25 protein-coding genes and 1 pseudogene are annotated in these 23,125 nt (G+C 33.8%); 6 read left to right on the top strand and 20 right to left on the bottom strand.

The window, feature by feature from the left end; genetic code table 11:
* Positions 1 to 17: 17 nt before the first annotated feature.
* The 19 genes from rpsH to rpsL form a co-directional block, all read right to left on the bottom strand.
* Positions 18 to 416, bottom strand: a complete 399-nt coding sequence (rpsH, locus tag EKL96_RS04940; protein ID WP_066081018.1) for a 30S ribosomal protein S8 — start codon at positions 414 to 416, stop codon at positions 18 to 20.
* A gap of 140 nt (positions 417 to 556) precedes the next feature.
* Positions 557 to 826 (bottom strand): 30S ribosomal protein S14, encoded by a 270-nt coding sequence (gene rpsN / locus EKL96_RS04935; protein ID WP_007136553.1) that lies wholly within the window; start codon positions 824 to 826, stop codon positions 557 to 559.
* 3 nt (positions 827 to 829) lie between these two features.
* A complete protein-coding gene (gene rplE / locus EKL96_RS04930) occupies positions 830 to 1,381 on the bottom strand; it encodes a 50S ribosomal protein L5 (protein ID WP_126451840.1) in 552 nt (183 codons plus the stop codon).
* A gap of 2 nt (positions 1,382 to 1,383) precedes the next feature.
* A complete protein-coding gene (rplX, locus tag EKL96_RS04925) occupies positions 1,384 to 1,698 on the bottom strand; it encodes a 50S ribosomal protein L24 (protein WP_035668111.1) in 315 nt (104 codons plus the stop codon).
* 11 nt (positions 1,699 to 1,709) lie between these two features.
* Positions 1,710 to 2,078, bottom strand: a complete 369-nt coding sequence (gene rplN / locus EKL96_RS04920; protein ID WP_026717863.1) for a 50S ribosomal protein L14 — start codon at positions 2,076 to 2,078, stop codon at positions 1,710 to 1,712.
* A gap of 2 nt (positions 2,079 to 2,080) precedes the next feature.
* Complete coding sequence (gene rpsQ, locus EKL96_RS04915; protein WP_066081027.1) at positions 2,081 to 2,341, bottom strand: 30S ribosomal protein S17; 261 nt, start codon at positions 2,339 to 2,341, stop codon at positions 2,081 to 2,083.
* Positions 2,342 to 2,358: 17 nt separating this feature from the next.
* The gene (gene rpmC / locus EKL96_RS04910) at positions 2,359 to 2,544 is read right to left on the bottom strand and encodes a 50S ribosomal protein L29 (protein ID WP_091203666.1); all 186 of its coding nucleotides are present in this window, start codon (positions 2,542 to 2,544) and stop codon (positions 2,359 to 2,361) included.
* A gap of 13 nt (positions 2,545 to 2,557) precedes the next feature.
* Positions 2,558 to 2,983, bottom strand: coding sequence for a 50S ribosomal protein L16 (gene rplP / locus EKL96_RS04905; protein ID WP_007803637.1), 426 nt, complete (start codon positions 2,981 to 2,983; stop codon positions 2,558 to 2,560).
* Positions 2,984 to 3,002: 19 nt separating this feature from the next.
* On the bottom strand, positions 3,003 to 3,761 hold the full coding sequence (rpsC, locus tag EKL96_RS04900; protein WP_126451838.1) for a 30S ribosomal protein S3: 759 nt from the start codon (positions 3,759 to 3,761) through the stop codon (positions 3,003 to 3,005).
* Between the two features lie 5 nt (positions 3,762 to 3,766).
* Positions 3,767 to 4,177: a 50S ribosomal protein L22 gene (gene rplV, locus EKL96_RS04895; protein WP_007136561.1), complete on the bottom strand. Its 411-nt coding sequence runs from the start codon at positions 4,175 to 4,177 to the stop codon at positions 3,767 to 3,769.
* A 6-nt stretch (positions 4,178 to 4,183) separates the two neighbouring features.
* Positions 4,184 to 4,462: a 30S ribosomal protein S19 gene (rpsS, locus tag EKL96_RS04890; protein WP_007136562.1), complete on the bottom strand. Its 279-nt coding sequence runs from the start codon at positions 4,460 to 4,462 to the stop codon at positions 4,184 to 4,186.
* Positions 4,463 to 4,468: 6 nt separating this feature from the next.
* The gene (rplB, locus tag EKL96_RS04885; RefSeq protein WP_059114053.1) at positions 4,469 to 5,293 is read right to left on the bottom strand and encodes a 50S ribosomal protein L2; all 825 of its coding nucleotides are present in this window, start codon (positions 5,291 to 5,293) and stop codon (positions 4,469 to 4,471) included.
* Positions 5,294 to 5,302: 9 nt separating this feature from the next.
* The gene (gene rplW, locus EKL96_RS04880; protein ID WP_126451837.1) at positions 5,303 to 5,593 is read right to left on the bottom strand and encodes a 50S ribosomal protein L23; all 291 of its coding nucleotides are present in this window, start codon (positions 5,591 to 5,593) and stop codon (positions 5,303 to 5,305) included.
* 6 nt (positions 5,594 to 5,599) lie between these two features.
* The gene (rplD, locus tag EKL96_RS04875; RefSeq protein ID WP_091173690.1) at positions 5,600 to 6,229 is read right to left on the bottom strand and encodes a 50S ribosomal protein L4; all 630 of its coding nucleotides are present in this window, start codon (positions 6,227 to 6,229) and stop codon (positions 5,600 to 5,602) included.
* The gene (rplC, locus tag EKL96_RS04870; RefSeq protein WP_126451836.1) at positions 6,229 to 6,846 is read right to left on the bottom strand and encodes a 50S ribosomal protein L3; all 618 of its coding nucleotides are present in this window, start codon (positions 6,844 to 6,846) and stop codon (positions 6,229 to 6,231) included. Before rplC ends, rplD begins: the two co-directional genes overlap by 1 nt.
* 155 nt (positions 6,847 to 7,001) lie before the next feature.
* A complete protein-coding gene (gene rpsJ, locus EKL96_RS04865) occupies positions 7,002 to 7,307 on the bottom strand; it encodes a 30S ribosomal protein S10 (protein WP_011963470.1) in 306 nt (101 codons plus the stop codon).
* 11 nt (positions 7,308 to 7,318) lie between these two features.
* Complete coding sequence (fusA, locus tag EKL96_RS04860) at positions 7,319 to 9,475, bottom strand: elongation factor G (RefSeq protein WP_126451835.1); 2,157 nt, start codon at positions 9,473 to 9,475, stop codon at positions 7,319 to 7,321.
* A 10-nt stretch (positions 9,476 to 9,485) separates the two neighbouring features.
* Positions 9,486 to 9,962, bottom strand: a complete 477-nt coding sequence (gene rpsG, locus EKL96_RS04855) for a 30S ribosomal protein S7 (RefSeq protein WP_035668130.1) — start codon at positions 9,960 to 9,962, stop codon at positions 9,486 to 9,488.
* Between the two features lie 73 nt (positions 9,963 to 10,035).
* Positions 10,036 to 10,419 (bottom strand): 30S ribosomal protein S12, encoded by a 384-nt coding sequence (gene rpsL / locus EKL96_RS04850; RefSeq protein ID WP_007136570.1) that lies wholly within the window; start codon positions 10,417 to 10,419, stop codon positions 10,036 to 10,038.
* Positions 10,420 to 10,691: 272 nt separating this feature from the next.
* On the opposite strand from rpsL, the gene EKL96_RS04845 reads away from it, so the two are divergent.
* From EKL96_RS04845 to rlmB, 4 genes and pseudogenes are all read left to right on the top strand, one after another.
* The gene (locus EKL96_RS04845) at positions 10,692 to 12,308 is read left to right on the top strand and encodes an outer membrane protein assembly factor (protein WP_233579262.1); all 1,617 of its coding nucleotides are present in this window, start codon (positions 10,692 to 10,694) and stop codon (positions 12,306 to 12,308) included.
* Positions 12,309 to 12,776: 468 nt separating this feature from the next.
* Positions 12,777 to 16,034 (top strand): SusC/RagA family TonB-linked outer membrane protein, encoded by a 3,258-nt coding sequence (locus EKL96_RS04840; protein WP_126458903.1) that lies wholly within the window; start codon positions 12,777 to 12,779, stop codon positions 16,032 to 16,034.
* Positions 16,035 to 16,045: 11 nt separating this feature from the next.
* The gene (locus EKL96_RS04835; protein ID WP_126458899.1) at positions 16,046 to 17,485 is read left to right on the top strand and encodes a SusD/RagB family nutrient-binding outer membrane lipoprotein; all 1,440 of its coding nucleotides are present in this window, start codon (positions 16,046 to 16,048) and stop codon (positions 17,483 to 17,485) included.
* Between the two features lie 69 nt (positions 17,486 to 17,554).
* Positions 17,555 to 18,285: pseudogene (rlmB, locus tag EKL96_RS04830) on the top strand (23S rRNA (guanosine(2251)-2'-O)-methyltransferase RlmB).
* A 130-nt stretch (positions 18,286 to 18,415) separates the two neighbouring features.
* Here the strand turns inward: rlmB and EKL96_RS04825 are convergent.
* Positions 18,416 to 19,201: a response regulator gene (locus EKL96_RS04825; protein WP_126458896.1), complete on the bottom strand. Its 786-nt coding sequence runs from the start codon at positions 19,199 to 19,201 to the stop codon at positions 18,416 to 18,418.
* Between the two features lie 307 nt (positions 19,202 to 19,508).
* Between EKL96_RS04825 and EKL96_RS04820 the strand changes: the two genes are divergently transcribed.
* The gene (locus tag EKL96_RS04820; protein WP_126458893.1) at positions 19,509 to 21,506 is read left to right on the top strand and encodes a PAS domain-containing sensor histidine kinase; all 1,998 of its coding nucleotides are present in this window, start codon (positions 19,509 to 19,511) and stop codon (positions 21,504 to 21,506) included.
* A complete protein-coding gene (locus EKL96_RS04815; RefSeq protein ID WP_126458890.1) occupies positions 21,493 to 22,575 on the top strand; it encodes a response regulator in 1,083 nt (360 codons plus the stop codon). The genes EKL96_RS04820 and EKL96_RS04815 overlap by 14 nt, the downstream gene beginning before the upstream one ends.
* The last annotated feature ends 550 nt before the right edge of the window (positions 22,576 to 23,125 follow it).

Genomic DNA, 23,125 nt, shown 5'->3' with positions numbered 1-23,125 from the left:
TTATTATAGTCTTTAAATTAGTATACGTAACAAATTACTTCACCACCTACATTCAATTGCTTCGCTTTTTTTCCTGTCATCAACCCTTTAGAAGTAGATACAATAGCGATGCCTAATCCATTAAGGATTCTAGGAATGGTAGAAGAACTTGAATATTTACGTAAACCTGGTTTACTAATTCTTTGGATATCTTTAATTACGGACTCTTTAGTATCTTTATCATACTTCAAAGCAATTTTGATTGAACCCTGAACAGCGTTGTCTTCAAATTTGTAACTCAAGATATAACCTTGATCAAATAAGATCTTAGTTATTTCTTTTTTTAGATTAGATGCAGGAATCTCAACGACTTTGTGGTTTGCAGCCACAGCGTTTCTAACTCTCGTCAAATAATCTGCAATAGGATCTGTATACATGTGTATTGATTTGCGGCAACGGTTTTCGACAAAGTATTTGTCGAACCTGAAACCAATTTATAAATTTCTATAATCACAAATTTCAAATTACGAATTACTTTTTAAAAGGTAATTCATAATTTGAAATTCATAATTGAATTTTACCAAGATGCTTTTTTAACACCTGGTATCAATCCGTTATTTGCCATTTCACGAAATGTAACACGTGAAAGACCGAATTGACGCATATACCCTCTTGGTCTACCTGTTAATTTACAACGATTGTGCAAACGAACTGGTGAAGCATTTTTTGGCAACTTTTGCAAACCTACGAAATCTCCAGCTTCTAACAAAGCTTTTCTTTTCTCAGCATACTTAGCAACTGTTTTTTCTCTCTTAACCTCGCGGGCTTTCATTGATTCTTTAGCCATGTCTTAATTCTTTTTAAAAGGTAAACCTAGTTCAGCCAATAATGATTTTGCTTCCTTGTCTGTTTTTGCAGTAGTTACAAAAGAAATATCCATACCTGAAATTTTGTTAACTTTATCAATATCAATTTCCGGGAAAATGATTTGCTCCAAAACTCCAAGGTTATAATTTCCTCTTCCATCAAAACCAGTAGCTTTAATACCACTGAAATCCCTTACACGTGGTAAAGCTGAAGTAATAAGTCTATCTAAAAACTCATACATTCTTTCTCCACGCAAAGTAACTTTTGCTCCAATAGGCATCCCTTTTCTCAATTTGAATGACGCAACGTCTTTCTTTGAAATAGTAGATATTGCTTTCTGTCCAGTAATCTTTGTCAACTCATCAACCGCGTAGTCGATTAGTTTTTTATCAGATACAGCTGCACCAACTCCTTTACTTAAAACGATTTTTTCCAATTTTGGAACTTGCATTACGTTTACGTATCCGAATTCCTCTTTAAGAGCAGCAATTACTCTGCTCTTATATTCTTCTTTTAGTCTAGGTATATACTCCATTACTATAGTACTTGATTAGATTTTTTTGAAAATCTTACTTTCTTATCTCCTTCTACTCTAATACCAACTCTTGTTGTTTCCTTAGTTTTAGGATCAATTAAAGAAATATTAGATATTTGTATAGAAGCTTCCTTCTTTACGATACCACCTTGAGGGCTTTTTGCACTTGGTTTCGTATGTTTCGATACCATGTTAACACCTTCAACAATCGCTTTGTTTTTCTCACGGTAAACACGTAATACTTTACCTTCAGCACCTTTATGGTCTCCAGCAATTACTCTTACTATATCACCTGATTTTATTTTTAGCTTTATCATCTTAAAACGAATTAAAGCACTTCTGGTGCTAATGATACAATTTTCATGAATTGTTTTTCACGAAGTTCTCTTGCTACCGGACCAAAAACACGAGTTCCTCTCATTTCACCAGCAGCATTCAATAACACACATGCGTTGTCATCAAACCTAATGTATGAACCATCGGCTCTTCTTACTTCTTTTTTGGTACGTACAACAACTGCAGTTGAAACAGCTCCTTTTTTAACGCTTCCGTTGGGAGCAGTATCTTTGATAGAAACTACAATCTTGTCACCAACAGAGGCATACCTTCTTTTGGTACCTCCTAAAACACGGATAGTTAAAACTTCCTTTGCTCCAGTATTATCTGCTACTTTTAGTCTTGATTCTTGTTGTACCATAATTATTTAGCTCTTTCTAAGATTTCAACTAACCTCCAACATTTGGTTTTACTTAAAGGACGCGTTTCGCTAATCCTTACCGTATCTCCAATGTTACAGTCGTTCATTTCGTCGTGTGCGTGATACTTTTTAGTTTTCAACACGAACTTACCGTATAATGGGTGTTTTACTTTACGCACTTCTGCAACAACAATAGATTTATCCATTTTGTCCGAAGTTACAACACCAACTCTTTCTTTTCTTAAATTTCTTTTTTCTTCCATCTTTCAGCAGACTACAGTTATTGTCTTTTAGTAAGTTCAGTAGCTAATCTTGCAACTGTTCTTCTTACACTTCTAATTTGAAGTGGGTTCTCAATTGGTGAAATAGCGTGAGCCATTTTTAGATCAGCGTATGTTTTCTTAGTTTGGCTAAGCTTTTCTTGCAACTCTGCTGCAGAAAGATCTTTTATTTCTGATTGTTTCATAATATAATATAGATTATGCTTCGAAATCTCTAGCAACGACGAATTTAGTTTTTACTGGAAGCTTTTGAGCTGCAAGACGTAACGCCTCTTTAGCAACTGACAAAGGAACTCCTCCAACTTCAAACATAATCCTTCCGGGTTTAACAACGGCAGCCCAATACTCAACTGCTCCTTTACCTTTACCCATACGTACCTCAAGAGGCTTCTTAGTAATTGGTTTGTCTGGAAATATTTTGATCCATAACTGCCCTTCTCTTTTCATAAAACGAGTTGCAGCGATACGTGCAGCTTCTATTTGACGAGAAGTTAAGAACATTCCATCTTCATGTACAGATTTAATACCAAACATTCCATTAGAAAGTTCATGTCCTCTTTGAGAATTCCCTTTCATTTTACCTTTTTGTACCTTACGGTATTTTGTTCTTTTAGGCTGTAACATTTTTCTTTAATTTAAAAATTTACTTTCGTTTACGAGCGTCTGGTTTACCACCTTTATTAAAAGGCTTTCTGTCTCCTCTAGGAGAATCGCCACCTTTACCACCAGCACCAGATTGTTTTTTGTCCATTCCAGCAAGTGGAGAAAGATCTCTCTTTCCATAAACTTCACCTTTCATGATCCACACTTTGATCCCCATTCTACCATAAGTAGTATGAGCTTCTGCCAAAGCATAATCAATATCAGCTCTGAAAGTTGATAGAGGAATTCTACCTTCTTTGAAACCTTCTGAACGAGCCATCTCAGCACCATTCAAACGACCAGAAATCAAAACTTTGATACCTTCTGCGTTCATACGCATAGAGGCGGCAATTGCCATTTTGATTGCACGTCTGTAAGAAATTCTGCTTTCGATTTGACGACAGATGCTGGTAGCAACTAGATACGCGTCAAGCTCAGGTCTTTTGATTTCAAAGATGTTGATTTGAACCTCTTTGTCAGTAACTTTCTTAAGTTCTTCTTTCAACTTGTCTACCTCTTGTCCACCTTTCCCGATAATAATACCCGGTCTGGCTGTAGTGATAGTAACGGTTACAAGTTTCAAAGTTCTCTCGATGATTACTTTTGATACACTAGCTTTTGATAAACGAGCATGGATGTACTTTCTGATTTTATAATCTTCGGCAAGTTTATCACCGTAATCATTTCCACCATACCAGTTTGAGTCCCATCCTCTGATGATACCAAGTCTATTTCCAATTGGATTTGTCTTTTGTCCCATCTTTATTAAATTGCTTGTGTGTTATTAATAGATCCAAGCACGATTGTAACGTGATTAGAACGTTTTCTTATTCTGTGTGCACGACCTTGTGGAGCTGGACGAAGTCTTTTCAACATCATTCCACCATCTACTGTAATCGTTTTTACAAATAAACCTGCTTCTTCCATATTAGCGTCAGGGTTTTTTGCTTGCCAGTTGGCAATTACAGACAAAACCAATTTTTCTAATTTTCTTGAAGCTTCTTTAGAACTAAATCTTAAGATGTTCAATGCTCTTTCTACCTTCTGACCTCTTACCAAGTCCGCTACTAAGCGCATTTTTCTAGGTGAAGTGGGGCAGTTATTCAATTTTGCGAAAGCAATAGACTTATTAGCCTCTTTTCTCGCATCTGCTGTTTCTCTTTTACGAACTCCCATTGCTTCTTATTTTTTACCTTTATTTTTTGCTCCAGCATGACCTCTAAAAGATCTAGTTGGTGAAAATTCTCCTAATTTGTGACCTACCATGTTTTCTGTTACGTAAACTGGTACAAATTGACGACCGTTATGAACTGCGATAGTTTGCCCAACAAAGTCTGGAGTAATCATAGAAGCTCTAGACCATGTCTTAACAACTCCTTTGTTTCCACCTGCAATGTTTTCTTGAACTTTCTTGTCTAACTTATAATGAACGAAAGGTCCTTTTTTTAATGAACGTGCCATATCTTATTATTTCTTTCTACGTTCTACGATATACTTGTTACTCGGGTTTTTCTTAGAACGAGTTCTATAACCTTTTGCTGGTATTCCATTTCTTGAACGTGGATGTCCACCAGAAGAACGCCCTTCACCACCACCCATTGGGTGATCGACAGGGTTCATCGCTACAGGTCTTGTTCTAGGTCTTCTACCTAACCATCTTGTTCTACCAGCTTTTCCTGATACAACTAATTGATGGTCTGAATTAGAAACCGCTCCAATTGTAGCCGAACAAGTCAACAAGATCAATCTTGTTTCACCAGAAGGCATTTTGATTGTTGCGTATTTTCCATCTCTTGCCATTAATTGAGCAAATGTTCCAGCAGAACGAGCTATTACAGCTCCTTGACCTGGTCTCAATTCGATACAAGAAATAACAGTTCCTAAAGGAATTCTGCTCAACGGTAATGTATTCCCAATTTCGGGTTGAGATTCTGGACCAGAAACTAATTTCTGACCAACTTTCAATCCGTTTTGAGCAATAACATACGTTTTCTCTCCATCAGCATACGCTAACAAAGCGATAAATGCAGTACGATTCGGATCATACTCAATTGATTTTACCGTAGCAGGAATTCCTTCTTTAGTACGTTTAAAATCAATGATACGATATCTCTGCTTGTGACCACCACCCGTATAACGCATGGTCATCTTTCCTTGACTATTTCTACCACCAGAGTTTTTTATCGGCGCTATCAAAGAGCGTTCCGGCTTATCAGTTGTAATGGCGTCATAACCATTCACAACTCTAAATCGCTGACCTGGGGTAATAGGTTTTAATTTTCTTACTGACATTTTTCTATCTTAGATATTGTTGTAAAAATCAATTGTTTCTCCTTTTTGTACTTGAACAATTGCTTTTTTAGTTGCATTCGTCTTTCCACTTATTAAACCACTTTTAGTGTATTTAGTAGTTCTATCTGGCCTAACATTCATCGTATTGACACTTAAAACAGTTACTCCATAAGCAGCCTCGACAGCTTTCTTAATTTGCACTTTGTTTGCTTTTTTGTCAACAACGAATCCGAAGCGGTTTAAAACTTCACTTTCTTTGGTTACTTTTTCCGTTACTATAGGCTTAATTATGATGCTCATATCCTATTATTTACTTAAATTTTCTTCAATTATCTCCAAAGAACTCTCTAAAAGCACTAAATTATTAGCGTTTAATATAGCGTAAGTACTTAATTCTAAGCTACTTACTACGCTGGAGCCTTTTAAATTGCGTGACGACAAATATACATTTTTATTTACATCACCCAACACAAACAGGGATTTTTTATTTTCTAACTCTAAAGCCTTCAAAACGTTGATGAAATTTTTAGTGTTTGGTGTTTCAAAATTAAAGTCTTCAAGAACGATAATATTCGATTCTTTAGCTTTAATAGAGAAAGCAGATTTTCTAGCCAAACGTTTCAAGCTTTTATTCAATTTAAATGAATAACTTCTTGGTCTTGGTCCAAAAACTGTTCCACCACCTTTAAACAATGGATTCTTTGCACTACCCGCACGAGCAGTACCAGTTCCTTTTTGTTTTTTAATCTTACGCGTACTTCCCGCTACTTCAGCTCTTTCTTTAGCTTTGTGCGTTCCCTGTCTTTGATTAGCAAGATATTGCTTAACATCAAGGTATACTGCGTGATTGTTTGGTTCTATACCAAATACTGAATCAGAAAGTTGCACTTTTCTTCCAGTATCTTTTCCGTTGAAATCTAATACTTTTGCTTCCATTACTTCTGAATGATTACATAAGAGTTGTTACATCCAGGAATACATCCTTTAATAACAAGTAGGTTCTTTTCAGCCACTACTTTTAAAACTCTAAGGTTTTGAACTTTTACATTGTCTCCTCCCATACGTCCAGCCATACGCATTCCTTTGAATACTCTGGATGGATAAGAAGACGCTCCTACAGAACCCGGCGCTCTTAAACGGTTGTGTTGACCGTGAGTTGCTTGACCAACACCACCAAAACCGTGACGTTTAACAACCCCTTGAAAACCTTTACCTTTAGATACACCTTGCACATCTACAAATTCTCCTTCAGCAAAAATAGAAACATCAATAAGATCCCCTAATTTTTGTTCTGTTGCGAAATCTTGGAATTCAACGACTTTTTTCTTAGCTACAGTTCCCGCTTTTGCAAAGTGACCTAAAGCCGCTTTTGTGGAATGTTTCTCGTTTTTGTCATCGAAACCAAGTTGCAACGCTTCATACCCGTCAACACCTTTGGTTCTGACTTGGGTAACAACACATGGTCCAGCTTCGATTACTGTACAAGGAATATTCTTCCCGTTTTCGTCGAAAATGCTAGTCATGCCGATTTTTCTACCAATTAACCCAGACATAATTATTAATTATTAATTATTAAATATAAATATAGAACGCAGCTTTTAACCAAATCCTATTTTTTAAGTGGGTGCAAATGTATAACTTATTTACACACAAACCAAAAAAATAATTTTCGATTAAAAACAGCGTCCTTTTCTTACTAGTAAGCTACTTAAACTTTGATCTCTACTTCAACACCGCTAGGCAATTCCAGTTTCATCAAGGCATCAATAGTTTTTGATGAAGAGGAATAAATATCAATCAATCTCTTGTATGACATTACTTCAAATTGCTCTCTTGCTTTTTTGTTAACGTGTGGAGAACGTAATACTGTGAAAAGTTTTTTGTGAGTTGGTAATGGGATTGGACCTGTAACAACTGCTCCTGTACTTTTAACTGTTTTTACAATCTTTTCAGCAGACTTGTCTACTAACATGTGATCGTAAGATTTTAGTTTTATTCTGATTTTTTGACTCATTTTCTTAAAGATTAAGCGTTTCCTTTTGCTTTTTTGATAACTGCTTCCGAAATATTCGAAGGAGTTTCAGCGTAATGTGAAAATTCCATTGTTGATGTTGCACGACCTGAAGATAAAGTTCTTAAAGTAGTAACATAACCAAACATTTCTGATAATGGCACATCGGCTTTAATGGTTTTAGCACCCGCTCTATCGCCCATATCATTTACCTGACCTCTACGACGGTTGATATCACCTACGATATCTCCCATGTTTTCTTCAGGTGTAATCACTTCCATTTTCATGATTGGCTCTAATATAACAGCACCAGCTGCTTTAGCTACCTCTCTATACCCCATTCTTGCTGCAAGCTCAAAAGAAAGTGCATCAGAATCCACAGGGTGGAAAGACCCATCCAATAAAGTTACTTTCAAACTATCTACTTGATATCCTGCTAAAGGACCAGTTTTCATAGCTTCTCTAAAACCTTTTTCTACAGATGGTATATATTCTTTAGGAACGTTACCACCTTTGACAGCATTAACGAACTGCAATCCAACAGGAGCTTTACCATCAACTTCATCAGCTGGCTCTAATCTAAATACGATATCACCGAATTTACCACGACCACCAGATTGTTTCTTGTACGTTTCTCTGTGTTGAGCAGACTTTGTAAATGCTTCTTTGTATTCAACTTGAGGCTCACCTTGGTTTACTTCAACTTTGAATTCACGTCTCATTCTATCAACTAAGATGTCCAAGTGAAGCTCACCCATACCTGAGATAATAGTTTGCCCAGAAGCTTCATCTGTTCTAACCGTAAATGTAGGATCCTCTTCAGCTAATTTAGCCAAAGCCATACCCATTTTATCTACGTCAGCCTTAGTTTTAGGTTCAATTGCAATACCAATAACCGGTGCTGGAAATTTCATAGACTCAAGAATAATTGGGTGTTTTTCATCACACAACGTATCTCCAGTTTTGATATCTTTAAATCCAACTGCCGCTCCAATATCACCCGCTTCGATATAATCGATTGGGTTTTGTTTGTTTGCATGCATTTGGTAAATACGAGAAATTCTTTCTTTATTTCCTGAACGTGTGTTCAAAACGTAAGAACCCGCATCTAAACGTCCTGAGTAAGCACGGAAGAAAGCTAAACGACCTACGAATGGGTCAGTAGCAATTTTGAAAGCTAAAGCAGCAAATGGCTCTTTAACATCGGGCTTACGCAATATTTTAGTTTGATCTTCTTCTAACAATTCAGCATCATCAGGATGAATTCCTTCAATACCATCTTTATCCATTGGAGATGGCAAATATTTACATACTGCATCTAACATGAATTGAACTCCTTTATTTTTAAAAGAAGAACCAGCAATCATAGGAATGATAGCCATATCCATTACAGCAGCTCTCAAAGCAATATTGATTTCTTCCTCTGTAATAGAGTTTTCATCTTCCATGAATTTTTCAAGTAAAGTCTCATCATAATCAGCTACTGCCTCAATAAGAATCGATCTGTACTCCTTCACTTCTTCAAGCATATCCTCTGGAATAGGCACAATATCATACGTTGCTCCTAAACCTTCTTCATGCCATACTATAGCTTGATTTTTAACTAAATCCACAACACCTCTGAAATCATTTTCTTCACCAATAGGCAAAGTGATTGCAACTGCGTTTGATTTCAACATATCTCTTACTTGTTGACAAACCATCAAAAAGTTAGATCCTTGTCTATCCATTTTATTAACGAATCCAATACGTGGCACCCTGTATTGATCTGCTAATCTCCAGTTCGTTTCTGATTGTGGCTCAACACCATCAACAGCACTAAATAAGAAAACCAAACCATCAAGAACACGCAAAGAACGGTTTACTTCAACTGTAAAGTCAACGTGTCCCGGTGTATCGATAATATTGAAGTGATAAGGAGCTGTTTCAGATAAAACTTTACCTTGTTCAGTTGGAAAATTCCATTCACAAGTTGTAGCTGCAGAAGTAATTGTAATACCTCTTTCTTGCTCTTGTGCCATCCAGTCCATTGTTGCAGCACCATCGTGTACTTCGCCAATTTTGTGTGATTTTCCAGTGTAGAATAATATACGCTCTGTTGTTGTTGTTTTACCAGCATCAATGTGAGCAGCAATTCCTATGTTTCTTGTATATTTTAGATCTCTAGCCATTTCTTAAGAATTAAAATCTAAAGTGAGAGAATGCTTTATTAGCTTCTGCCATTTTGTGAGTATCCATTCTTTTCTTAACAGCAGCTCCTTCTTCTTTAGCCGCAGCTAAACATTCTGAAGCCAACCTCTGAGCCATCGATTTTTCGTTTCTTCTTCTAGAATAAAGAATTAACCATTTCATCGCCATAGAAATTTTTCTGTCTGGACGAATTTGCATCGGAATTTGGAATGTAGCTCCACCTACTCTACGACTACGTACTTCTACGTGAGGCATAACATTGGTTAAGGCATCTTTCCAAATTTCTAATGATGGTTTCTCCGCATCTTGTTTTTTAGACTCAATGATGTCAATTGCATCATAAAATACTTTAAACGCTGTCGATTTTTTTCCATCCCACATTAAGTTGTTCACAAAACGTGTTACCAGTTGGTCATTAAACCTAGGATCTGGTAAAAGTGGTCTCTTCTTTGCCGCTCTTTTTCTCATGTCTTTTTTTTAATAAAACGTCATACTAATATAGTCGCGACGAATCGCGGCTTTACAAGAATAACTTTTTAAATTACTTTTTTGCTTCTTTTGGGCGTTTTGCTCCGTACTTAGATCTTCTTTGCGTTCTTCCTGCTACTCCTGACGTATCAAGGGCACCACGAACGATGTGATATCTAACTCCTGGTAAATCTTTTACCCTTCCACCCCTAACTAATACTATCGAGTGCTCTTGTAGATTGTGTCCTTCACCAGGGATGTAGGCATTTACTTCATTACCATTTGTCAAACGTACACGCGCTACTTTACGCATTGCAGAGTTTGGTTTTTTTGGTGTTGTAGTGTAAACACGCGTACAAACCCCTCTTCTTTGAGGACAAGAATCTAAAGCAACCGATTTACTCTTCTTAGTTATCTGAGTTCTTCCTGTTCTTACTAATTGTTGAATTGTTGGCATAATTAATACTAAAAATTTCTTATTATATTAAATTCCCGCTTTTTACGGGGTTGCAAATGTAGAAAATATTTTTTATTCTACAAACGTTAATCCACTAATTTTCAATAAGATTATTTTATCATTCGATTTTAATCGCAAAAAGCAGATATTTACATTCTATTTAATAAAACAAAATTCACTTGAAGCACTTCCTTATTTATATTCTCCTTTTTAATTTGGGCTTACACTGCTCTGCTCAAAGCTTTCAGGTACTCATTACAGGAAAATCAATATTGGAAACAAAGACAATCGACTCTTTAAAATATAACCCAAAACACACAAACACAAAATCAATTGAGATTGAATTAAACAGGCTGTCCGAAGATCTTTCAAGAATTGGATACATTGACAACATTGCCGGACCACCAATCCAAATAAATGACTCCAGTTATCTTGCTAAAATACATTTAGGAGAAAAAATAAAAGCGATACATATATATATAGGTAGCAACAAAAAACCAAACCTTCCTATACTTTTAAAAGAAGAAGAAGATACTATTATACTACCTTACCCAGAAATAGATTTTTACTTGCGTAAAAAAATACAAGAATTAGAACAAAATGGGTTTGCATTAGCTAAACTAAAGCTGACAAACATCAAAAGAATAAATGCCGTTTTGTATGCCAATTTAAAAATAGAAACTGACAAAAAAAGAATCTTAAATGCGATAACCATAAATTATGAAGACACAAATTCAACTACAAAATTCCCATCCGGACATTTTGCTCAACTAAACAGAAAATACAAAACAAGCATTTTTAACCAAAAAGTACTCGATCAGATTTACACTGATTTTGAAAATTTCGGATTCATCAGTCAAATAAAATATCCGGAAATTTTATTTACAAAAGATACCACAAAAGTATACGTATATCTTCAAAAAAGAAAATCAAACACATTTGACGGTTTCATTGGATTTACTAACAATGAAAATCAAAAAATCACATTGAATGGATATTTAGATGTACAACTCCAAAATATTTTAGGTACCGGCGAACAACTTTCAGTATATTGGAAAAGCGATGGCAATGACCAAAAAACATTTAAAGCAAGTGTAGAATTGCCCTATTTACTAAAAACTCCAATAGGCCTAAAAGCACAGATTCAGCTATTCCGACAAGACACAACCTTTCAAAACACTAAAACCGCAATAGACCTGAGCTACTTCATTAATTACAACACCCGGTTTTATTTAGGATACCAAAAAACAGAATCCAGCGCTATCCAAAATTTAAACAATAATCCAATTAGCGATTTCAATAATTCGTTCCTAACGTCAAGTTTTAATTATATCAAATTGGATGCAGCCAATTCTGTTTTTCCTACAAAATCAAGTCTTACACTACAATCAGGAATAGGAAGCAGAGCACTTAATACCCTATCCGAAAACACAACAAAAAGCAACCAGTTTTTTATAAACATTCAAGCCGTACACAACTTTAACCTAAATAAAAAAAATTCCATCCATATCAATAGCCTTAATTATTATTTACAAAGCAATACTTATGTCACCAACGAATTACACCGTTTTGGTGGATTCAACAGCGTCAGAGGTTTTGCTGAAAATAGCCTGCAAGCCTACCTCATGACTTCACTACTCACGGAATATCGCTATATTGTATCTCCAAATCTTTACGTTCATTCAATTTTAGATTACAGTATTTACAAAGATAAATCCCCAATAGACCAACAAGACAAAAAAGAAAACTTAATAGGTATTGGAATGGGATTGGGATTACTAACAAAAAATGGATTATTCAAATTAGCACTTGCCAGCGGGAGCACCACAAATCAACCAATAGAAATCAACAATACAATTGTACACATCAGCTATAATGTCACTTTTTAAAACATTAGAAACCGATTACACGACTTTTGTTCTATTAAAAATAGTCAAAATTTAAAAATCAAAAAACATTGCGAATAGCATATTAAAATTAATTTCTAATTTACTTCAAAACTTAAATAAAAGAATTAGAAAACATTTTTTGACATGGCAAACAGTTTTCGTCTCTATTTCTTTGCATCCAGTAAGGCACAATGTCCAGCCCATACTTTTTTTAACAGAACATTTACACTACAGACAAACATAGCAGTAAAAAAAATCTAGATATCCGCAAACAATTATCATCCTATTTAAACAATATTATGTTTTCATGAGATATCTCCTGATTTTTGTTTAAAAAAAACAAAAATATTGACTAATTAATAGTATTTATTGAAAATATTAAATTATTGTTAAATTTTAACGATAAATAATTAGGAATATTAACAAATTATTAAGAGATTTGCTAAACTAATTCAAAATATTTATAAAATGAAACTAAAGTTCAATGGATTCTTTGTACTACTTGTAGTACTTATGGCGCAGCTTACTTTTGCGCAAGAAAGATCTGTTTCAGGTGTTGTTTCTGATAATGCAGGATTGCCAATACCAGGCGTGAGTGTATTAGTGAAAGAAACACAAAATGGAACACAAACTGATTTTGATGGGAAATTTTCTATCAAAGCAAAGTCAACTGATATGCTGATTTTTAGCTACGTGGGTATGAAAACCATACAAATGTCAGCTAGTTCTACAAACCTAAAGGTTAAATTAGCTAGTGAAGCCATGGAGCTTGAAGGTGTTGTTGTAACAGCTTTGGGGATTAAAAGAGAGAAAAAATCTCTAGGTTATGCTACTCAGGAAGTTAAAGGTGACGCTGTAGCCCTAGTAAAAAGTTCAAACTTTGTAAACTCGCTATCTGGTAAAGTTGCAGGTTTAGAAATTAAAACTTCAGGAAACTTAGGTGGGTCCACACAAGTAGTTATCAGAGGAAATAACTCAATACAAGGAAATAATCAAGCATTATTTGTAGTTGATGGTGTTCCAATAGATAACAGCAACTCAAACACAAGGGATCAACAAGCTGGTAGAGGTGGATATGACTACGGTAATGCTGCATCCGATATCAACCCTGATGATATTGAATCTATTAATGTTTTAAAAGGAGCTGCTGCAACTGCACTTTATGGTTCTCGTGCCTCTAATGGTGTTGTAATGATCACTACTAAAAAAGGGAAGAGTCAAAACGGTATTGGAATCACTATTAGTTCGAGTTTAACTTTAGGGAGAGCAGACAAAGAAACTTTGCCTAGATATCAAAATAAATACGGAGCTGGATATGGTCCTTATTATGACTCCGCTGATGGATATTTTGGATTGGCTGACGTTAACGGAGACGGTGTTGATGATTTAACAACTCCTTTTACTGAAGATGCTTCTTATGGAGCAGCATTTAACCCATCGTTATTAATTTACCAATGGAATTCTATTTATCCTCAATTAACTGAAACTTTCGGAAAAGCGACTCCTTGGGTTGCTGGTAAAGCAACTCCAAATTCTGTATGGGGTACTGGAAGTACTGCTGTAAACTCTGTTTCATTAGATGGCGGGGATGATAAAAGTTCTTTTAGATTAGGTTTTACCAACTTATTACAAGAAGGCAACTTACCAAACAGTGGTATTAAAAGAAATACAATCTCTTTCTCAGGAACTCATAATTTAACTGAAAAATTAAAAGCTTCTGCAAGTTTTAATTTTATCAAAACTGATGGAAAAGGGAGAAATGGTACAGGTTATTCTTCTACAAACGTAATGCAACAGTTTAGACAATGGAATCAAATGAACGTTGATTTCGACGAACAAAAAGCTGCTTATTTACTTACAAGAGAGAACATCACTTGGAATCCAAACTCTTCTACTAATTTAAAACCCATTTATTCAGATAATCCATATTGGACATTCTATGAAAATTATCAAACAGATACAAGATCAAGATACTTTGGTAATATAGCATTAGATGATAAATTAACTAATTGGTTGAGCATAATGGGTAGATTCTCTTTTGACACCTACAGTGAATTACAAGAGGAAAGAACAAATGTTGGAAGTGCAGACGTATCTAAATATTCAAGAAACAATAATAATGTATCAGAATACAACTACGATTTAATGTTAAACTTCAATAAAGATTTAACTGAAAAATTAAATTTAGAAGGCAACATAGGTTATAATGTTAGAAACAACATTAGAAACAGTATTTTTGCAACTACTAACGGAGGTTTAAACAAATCGCGTCTTTATTCACTTTCAAACAGTGTTAGTCCAATTCTTGCACCGCAAGAATATGAAGCAAGTAGTATGGTTGACGGTGCTTACATAAGAGCTAGTTTAGGTTATGATAATTTTGCTTACTTAGAAGGAAGTTACAGAAGTGACCGTTCATCAAATTTACCAAAACAAGATAACAGATACGGCTATTACTCCGTTTCTGGAAGTTTAGTTTTCTCTAAATATATTAATGTAGACTGGTTATCCTTTGGTAAATTAAGAGCTAATTACGCTGAAGTAGGTAACGACACGACACCATACAGTGTGTTCAACACATTCGATATTGGAACTCCATTTAACGGAACTGGTATTGCTTCAAATCCTGGTGCTCAAAATAATTTGGACCTTTTACCAGAGAGACAAAAAAGTTATGAATTTGGTTTAGAAATGACTTTCTTTAAAAGACGTCTTGGATTTGATGTGTCTTATTACAATGACTTAAATATCAATCAAATTACAAGTATTCCATTATCAACGGCTACAGGATATAATTCAGCAGTTTTAAATGCTGGAACAATCGAAAACAAAGGACTTGAGGTCCAGATTAATGGAACACCACTAAAAACAAATGATTTCAGATGGGATTTAAATTTGAACTGGTCTCAAAATAAGAGTTTAGTTGTTGAATTATTGAACGGTATTGAAAATTTACAATTAGCTTCATTACAAGGTGGCGTTTCTATTAATGCTACCCCTGGACAACCTTACGGAACCATCAGAGGTAGTGATTTTATTTATGCTGATAATGGCCAACCAATCGTTAACCAGACAGGAAGCGGATCTAGAATTGGTACGTATCAAAGAACAGGTGCAAATAACATAGTTATTGGAGATATCAATGCTGATTGGAAAGCAGGCCTTAACAACAGTTTCACATACAAAAATTTCAATTTAAGCTTCTTAATTGACATGCAAAAAGGTGGAGATGTTTTCTCCCTTGACACATGGTATGGTTATGCGACAGGAATGTATGATTTCTCAGCTGCCAATAATGAATTAGGCAACCCTGTTAGAGATCCAATTGTTGGAACACCAGGAAACTATGGAGCTAATAGTGGTGGATTTATTTTACCAGGTGCGGCTCCTGATGGAACACCAAATGCAGTTAGAGCTAATGGAAGTGTATATACAACAGCTTGGGGCTACGCTAGAGCCCCTAATAAACTTCATGTTTATGATGCGGGTTACGTGAAGTTACGTGAGGCAAGTTTAAGTTATAACTTTAGTACTAAAACATTAAAAAATTCTCCTTTCACTAATATTGTTGTATCGTTAATTGGAAGAAATCTATGGATTATTGATAAAAATACTCCATATTCAGATCCTGAAGCTGGTCTAAGTTCTGGAAATGTTCAAGGATACCAATCGGGAGCTTATCCATCAATAAGAGAAGTCGGAGCAAGTCTTAAACTACAGTTTTAAAAAATTAAATTATGAAAAAAATAATATTAACAACATTAACTATTATTACTTTAATGGTATCATGTCAATCTGACGACCAATATGAAGATAAAAATAGAGATCCAAAGAACCCTACTCAGGTTAGTTCAGATTTTTTATTCAATGCTGCGACCAAGAGTTTGTTCGATCAGATGACCAGCACCAATGTAAATACAAATATCTTTAGGATGTTAGGTCAACATTGGACTGAAACAACGTATGTAGATGAAGCCAATTATGATTTCAATACTCGTAATATCCCACAAAACCACTGGTCTGAAATGTACCGAGATGTTTTATTGGATTTAGCAACTGCAAAAACAAATAATGATGCAGATACTGCAATATCAGAGGCTACCAGAAAAACAAGAAATGCTCAAATTGAGATTTTGGCAATTTATACTTGGGCGCAAATGGTTGAAACTTTTGGAAACATTCCATATACTCAAGCGTTGAATGCAGGTAAATACGTATTACCCAAATATGATGACGCAGCGACAATTTACAGCGATTTGCTTACTCGTTTAACTGCTACAATTCCAAACTTATCTAACACCGGTTTTGGAGCAGCAGATAATATTTACGGAGGAAATACAGCTAAATGGAAAAAATTCGGTAATTCATTGTTATTAAGAATGGGAGTAAGAGTTGCGGATGTTTCGGCAATGACTGCTCAATCAACTGCTGCAATTAAATCGGCTGTTAGTGGTGGAGTATTCACATCAAACGCCGATAATGCTGCTTTAGCTTATTCCAGTGCTACTCCCAATACTAATCCAGTTTGGGTTGATTTAGTACAATCAGGAAGATCGGATTTTGTTATTGCTAATACATTAGTGGATAAAATGAATGATCTTAATGACCCTAGAAGACCTTTTTACTTCGATCAAAATAAAGGGGCAGGTGTTTACGAAGGCGGACCTTATGGTGATAATAATGCTTTTTCATCTTACACTCATGTAAGCGCAAGAGTAATAGACCCAACTAATCCAGCATCGTTAATAGATTATTCAGAAGTTTGCTTTTACTTAGCGGACGCAGCGGAGCGCTCTATATCAGGAACACCTGCTACAGCTGCTGATTTTTACAATAAAGGTATTACTGCATCATTTGACTATTGGGGAGCTCCAAATGCAGCTAATTATTTATTAAGTACTAAAGTAAATTATGCCACAGCACAAGGAACTTGGAGAGTAAAAATTGGCACCCAACTTTGGTTAGCTATGTATAACAGAGGTTACGAAGCATGGACTGCTTGGAGAAGTTATGATTTCCCTGGCTTTAACTTACCAGCAGTATCTGAAGATCCAGTTCCAACGAGATACACCTACCCTATTAATGAACAAAATTTAAATAACGCCAACTATACTGCTGCATCTGCCGCAATTGGAGGTGATAAACAAACAACAAAACTTTTCTGGGATAAATTCTAGTTATCACTTAATTCAATTATTAAAACCACCCCATTTTTTGGGGTGGTTTTTTTTTATATCTTTTGCATGATAGAAAAAGAACATAAAATATTTGAGATTAGAGCGATAATTGAAGCTATATAAGCGGGTGCAACAGTAGACAACGTTTATATTCAAAAGGAAGCAAGAAGCAAACTAATGTAAAACTTAATGAAAGTGATGAAGCGCAGAAACATCAACTTTTCGTGTGTTCAAGTTGAAAAACTAAACAGATTGACTCCTAACAATCATCAAGGTGCGGTGGCAACTATCCCGACAATTTCCTTTTTTGAATTAGAATCTTTGATTGAATCCGTAATAGAGAATGGAAAGAAACCTTTGTTATTAATTTTGGTAAATATCGGATGCCCATAATTTTGGTGCTATCAAAAGAACGGCCGAATGTACAGGAGTAAATGGAATCATCGTTCAAAAAGCAGGTTCAGCACCAATAAACGATGATAAGGTAAAACATCTGCAGGCGCCGTTTTTAATATTCTTATTTGTACAGTAGGACGCATCAAAGACACTATTTTTTTGTTGCAGGCTACTGGTATAAAGAACGTTGCGGCCATTGAGAAAACAGATCAATATATATGACATTTTACTTAATGAACCCGTAGCGATTATTATAGGATCTGAAGATCGTGGTGTAAATCCTTCGTTTCTTGAAATTGTTGATAAAAAAGCAAAACTTCCAATGGTTTGGAACCATTAGATCATTAAACATTTCGGTAGCCTGTGGTACTTTCTTATGTGAAGCGACAAGACAACGATCTTAGAATTTTTATTGTAACAACCTCTTCTAAAGAAGAGTTATGACTTCGGTAAATTCATTTTTTTTACTTGTAAAAAGTCCAGACCTTTATTAATAAATTAAAAAAACACAACAATTAATTATTCCTTATTTTCTTAGTTATTCTCCAGCAATTTACTGTCATTATGGATGGATTTTATATAATCTCTGGGCGTCAGATTACTATATAACTTAAAACTAGTGGTAAAATATGAAAATGAATTAAATCCTGTTTCATGAACCAAGAACTGTATGTTTCTTTCTCCAAGATGGATCAGCTTAATGGCGTAATCCAATCGAAACTCTCTCATATATTGGCTGATGTTCTTATTTGTCAGTTTTCTGATTCTTTTATCTAAAGTTGATTTACTAATAAAAAGCTGTTTGGACAATTCATCTATATCAACATTCAATTTCAAATTATTCAACAAATGTTCATTTACACTCGTAAGAAAATCTTTTTCAGATAATTTTATAGTAACTTTTGAAAACGGATCTGGTTTGAATTTTTTTTCTATATTATTTTTGAATTCAAGTAAATTATTGACTTTAAAAATTAACTCTCTAACCTTAAATGGCTTTACTATAAAATCATTGACTCCGTTTTCAAGTAGCTTATACTGAACGCTATCGTCTATATTAGCAGTGATTATTACAAATGGAACTGCGTTTAGTTTGCCATTTTTTTTTATATTAAAATACAAATCTTCTCCATTCATATTAGGCATCATCAAGTCACTAATAATAATATCGGGTATGTGTTTGTTTAAGTATAACAGTGCATCAATACCGTCTTTGAACCAGTTCACATTAAAACCACTCAGGCTCAATAACTCCGAGATTGAGTTGCCAAGCGCTACATCATCTTCAATCAATACTATTCCGCTTTTTTGATTTATCATGCACCTAAATTAACTATTTTTATTTTAAATTATTGTTATTATTTTTTAAATCATTAGGACTAGTATTCATATAAATTAAAATTAAAATATCTTTATTTATGATTAAAGAACTACACCTCGCAAATGAAGCAATTACACCTAAAAAATCTAACAAAAGAGACCGATTGAATTACAATTATTTTTTTATCTGATAAAATAATTTTGCGCATACAACAGAAAGGCGTATGCTTTATTAGAAATAAATTAGTCTTAATAAAATTGATTTATTATATTGAAAAAATCAAATAAATAAAACCGTCTTAGATTGATGAAAAATCTCTTAATAAACATTTCTAAAGTCACTAATACTGTATTAAAAAAACACTCCATAAATGACGCCTTAGACTTATACTTAAGCGACATTGCCAAAGAACAACAAATCGACAGCTATACTATTTATAAGAACAAAACAAAAAACGGCATAATAACCTTTCATTCTGTCAATAAAAGACCAGATAATGAAATTAACAATCCTAATCAAAACGACCATAATTACGATAATTTTTCAGAACTTTATGAAATATTATCAAAAAACAAGTCTTTGCATGGTCTTGTCAGAGACAATAAAAATGTGATTTCTAAAAAATATATGGAAACAAAAGGAATAAAATCCTATCTATTTACCCCTATATTTTCGGAAACTACATTCTGGGGCTGGATCAGCTACACCATATGCAAAGAGGAAAGAAAATGGCAAGAGGAACAAATTAAAACCTTACACACAGTTGCTAAAAATATTGGAGACAGGCTTTACAAAGATAAAATTAATATAAAATTAAAAAAAACTTTGGAAAGATTTGATTTTTACATGGCCGGTTCAAATCAAGCAATGTGGGAATGGAATATTAAAACTAAGAAAACAACCTACTCTCATAATTGGGAAGGAATGTTAGGATATACTGAAGAAGAAATCATACAAGATAAAGAATTATGGCAAAAAAGCATTCACTCAGAGGACATGATTCAAATTGCAATCGATTTAGAATATTTTGTTACGCAAAAATTAAATCGGTATGAAGGAACTTCAAGAATGATTCATAAAGATGGACATATAATATGGATAAAATATTCCGGAATACTTAAAAAAAATAAAAAAGGAAAGCCGACAAAAGTCATTGGAACACATACTGATATTAGTGAGATTAAAGAAAAAGAAAACCAATTAGAGTTGTCCGAAGCTAAATTTAGATTCATTGCAGAAAACACAACCGATATAATTTGTCAACAAAAAATGGACGGAAGTTATTACTATATTTCAAATTCTTCAAAAGAAATAATAGGATATACACCTGATGAATTAATAAACAAAAAAATATTTGATTACATCCATCCTGACGATCATACAGACATGTTGAATTATTATAAAGCGTTTCTTAATTGCAGTAAAAACAAAACGGTAACGTATCGTTTTAGAAAAAAAGACAATGCCTATATATGGCTGGAAACCACTTTAAAAACAATATTAAATCATGAAAACATAATCATTGGTATACAAACTTCCAGCAGAGATGTCAGCGATAGAATTAAAGCCACCGAAGAAATCAAGATAGCATTTGAAAAAGAGAAAGAACTTAACGAAATGAAATCTAGGTTTATTACAATGGCGTCTCATCAATTTAGAACCCCTTTGACGGTTATTTATTCCAATGCGGAACTCATTGAGCTTAAATTAGATCATTTTGACAAAAACACACACCAATCCTTAGAAAAAATAACGTTACGAATAAAAAATGAAGTAGATCGAATGATCGAGTTAATGAACAACATATTAATTTTTGGAAAATACGAATCGGAAAAAATTCAAAAAACAATAAAAGTTCTAGATTTTAATACATTCATTAACTCCTTATTAAATCTTTATTTTAATAATCAACATCACAAACGCAAAATTCAAGTAAAAATAAAAGGTGAAAAACATTTTTTTATTACAGATGAAATCTTAATGACTCACATTCTAACGAATCTAATTAATAATGCCTTTAAATATTCCAAAGGAAAACCAGACCCTTTACTCCTTATAACCTATTTAGAAAAAGAACTAGAAATAGAGGTGATTGATTTTGGAATTGGAATTCCCGAAAATGATATTCAATATGTATTTACATCCTTTTTTAGAGCTTCAAATACAACGGCAATAACTGGTTCCGGATTAGGATTAGCAGTTGTAAAACAATTTACAGATTTTTTAAACGGTAAAATAGAACTAAAAACTCAAGAAAACATTGGAACTCGAATAAAATTAATTTTCCCTTATGAAAAAAAATAATATCCTTTTAGTTGATGATGACCCAAATATTAGAGAGACCATTGCTGAACTTCTAAGGTATGAAAATTACGAGGTAAAAGTTGCCTCTAATGGCCAAAACGCTTTAGATCTACTAGAATACTGGATTCCTGACTTAATTATATGCGATATAATGATGCCCGTAATGGACGGACATGTATTCCATAAAACAATCTCAGAAAACCAATCTTTGAGCCCCATTCCTTTTATTTTTCTGACAGCAAAAAAAGAAAATAATTTGATGAGAAAATGCCTGTTAAAAGGCGTTGATGATTTTTTATCAAAACCATTTAAAATCAAAGAGTTAATAAAAACAATAGATGTAAAAATAGAACGATTTGAAAAAATAAAGAATGCCAATAATAATTTATATATCGGCAAAAAAAATCATTTTGCACATGAAATAAACACCCCTCTTTCCGGGATTTTAGGTTCAATAGAATTGCTCATGGATGCTACAGAAAACTATAAAAAAAATGAAATCACTACATTTTATGATTCAATAAGGGTCTCTGGAGAACGATTAAACAGAACAATGCAAAACTTAATACTCTATCAAAATCTTAAAAACAATACAATCGAGTTTGATCACCAGTCAAAAACTGAAATAGCGACGACATTTGTAAATACTACAAGCAAAATTTTTGAGATTTATGATAAAAAAAACAATACAATTAATTTCAAAATAGATGAAGCTACTATAAAAATTAGTCAAAGACACTTAAAATTCATCCTATTTGAATTAATTGATAATGCATTGAAATTTTCTAAAAAGGATCCTACAATTATTGTTTCCGGCCAAAAATATAATGAGGAATACTATGAACTGGTTATTAAAGATTTTGGCATAGGGTTTAGTTCTGCTGAATTAAATAAAATTGGTGCTGCGCAACAATTCAAAAGAGAAGAGAGAGAACAACAGGGATTAGGCATGGGCCTTTATCTAAGCAAAACAATTATAAAAAAAATAAATGGTGTTTTCAGTATTGTTTCAAAAGAGAATGAAGGCACTACCATTAAAATATTCCTTCCATTAGACTCTAATTGCTGATACACATAACAAGCATCCTGCAGTTTCTCAACTAATAAAAGACCATTAGTGTCCGCTAAATCTGTTTAAACTACCTAACCTCTTTCGTATTTTTGTTTGATTTAATACTGTATTTTTTTAGGATAAATAAAACAAGACAAAGACATCTTTAGTACTTAAAACTTCGATATTATTAAAAAAAAAGCGCAATAAGTATCGTTACTTGCAATCTCCAAGGCAGTATGAAAATAAAGCCCTAATTATTAATTCATTAGGTATCTTCATACAAATCAGTTTTTCAATCCTAGTAATATAACTGTGCCAAATACCGTTCTTTTTCGAAGCAAAAAAACTAATAATATTTAACTACTCCTTCCATTTCCATATATAATATCTAGATTAAGCATCCGCAAAAAATTATCATAATATTGAGATCAATAGGTGCTTTTTTATGATAAAAAACACAATTATACTTAATTTATTTTGAATAAAAAAATTGAATAATTAATAGTATTTGTTCAATATATTGAATTATCGTTAATATTTAATAGGTTTTAATTAGGAATGTTAA

The organism is Flavobacterium sp. LS1R10, assembly GCF_003968825.1.
GTDB lineage: Bacteria > Bacteroidota > Bacteroidia > Flavobacteriales > Flavobacteriaceae > Flavobacterium.
Note: the sequence above shows the minus strand (reverse complement) of the source record. Positions and strands in the feature narration are given on the sequence as shown.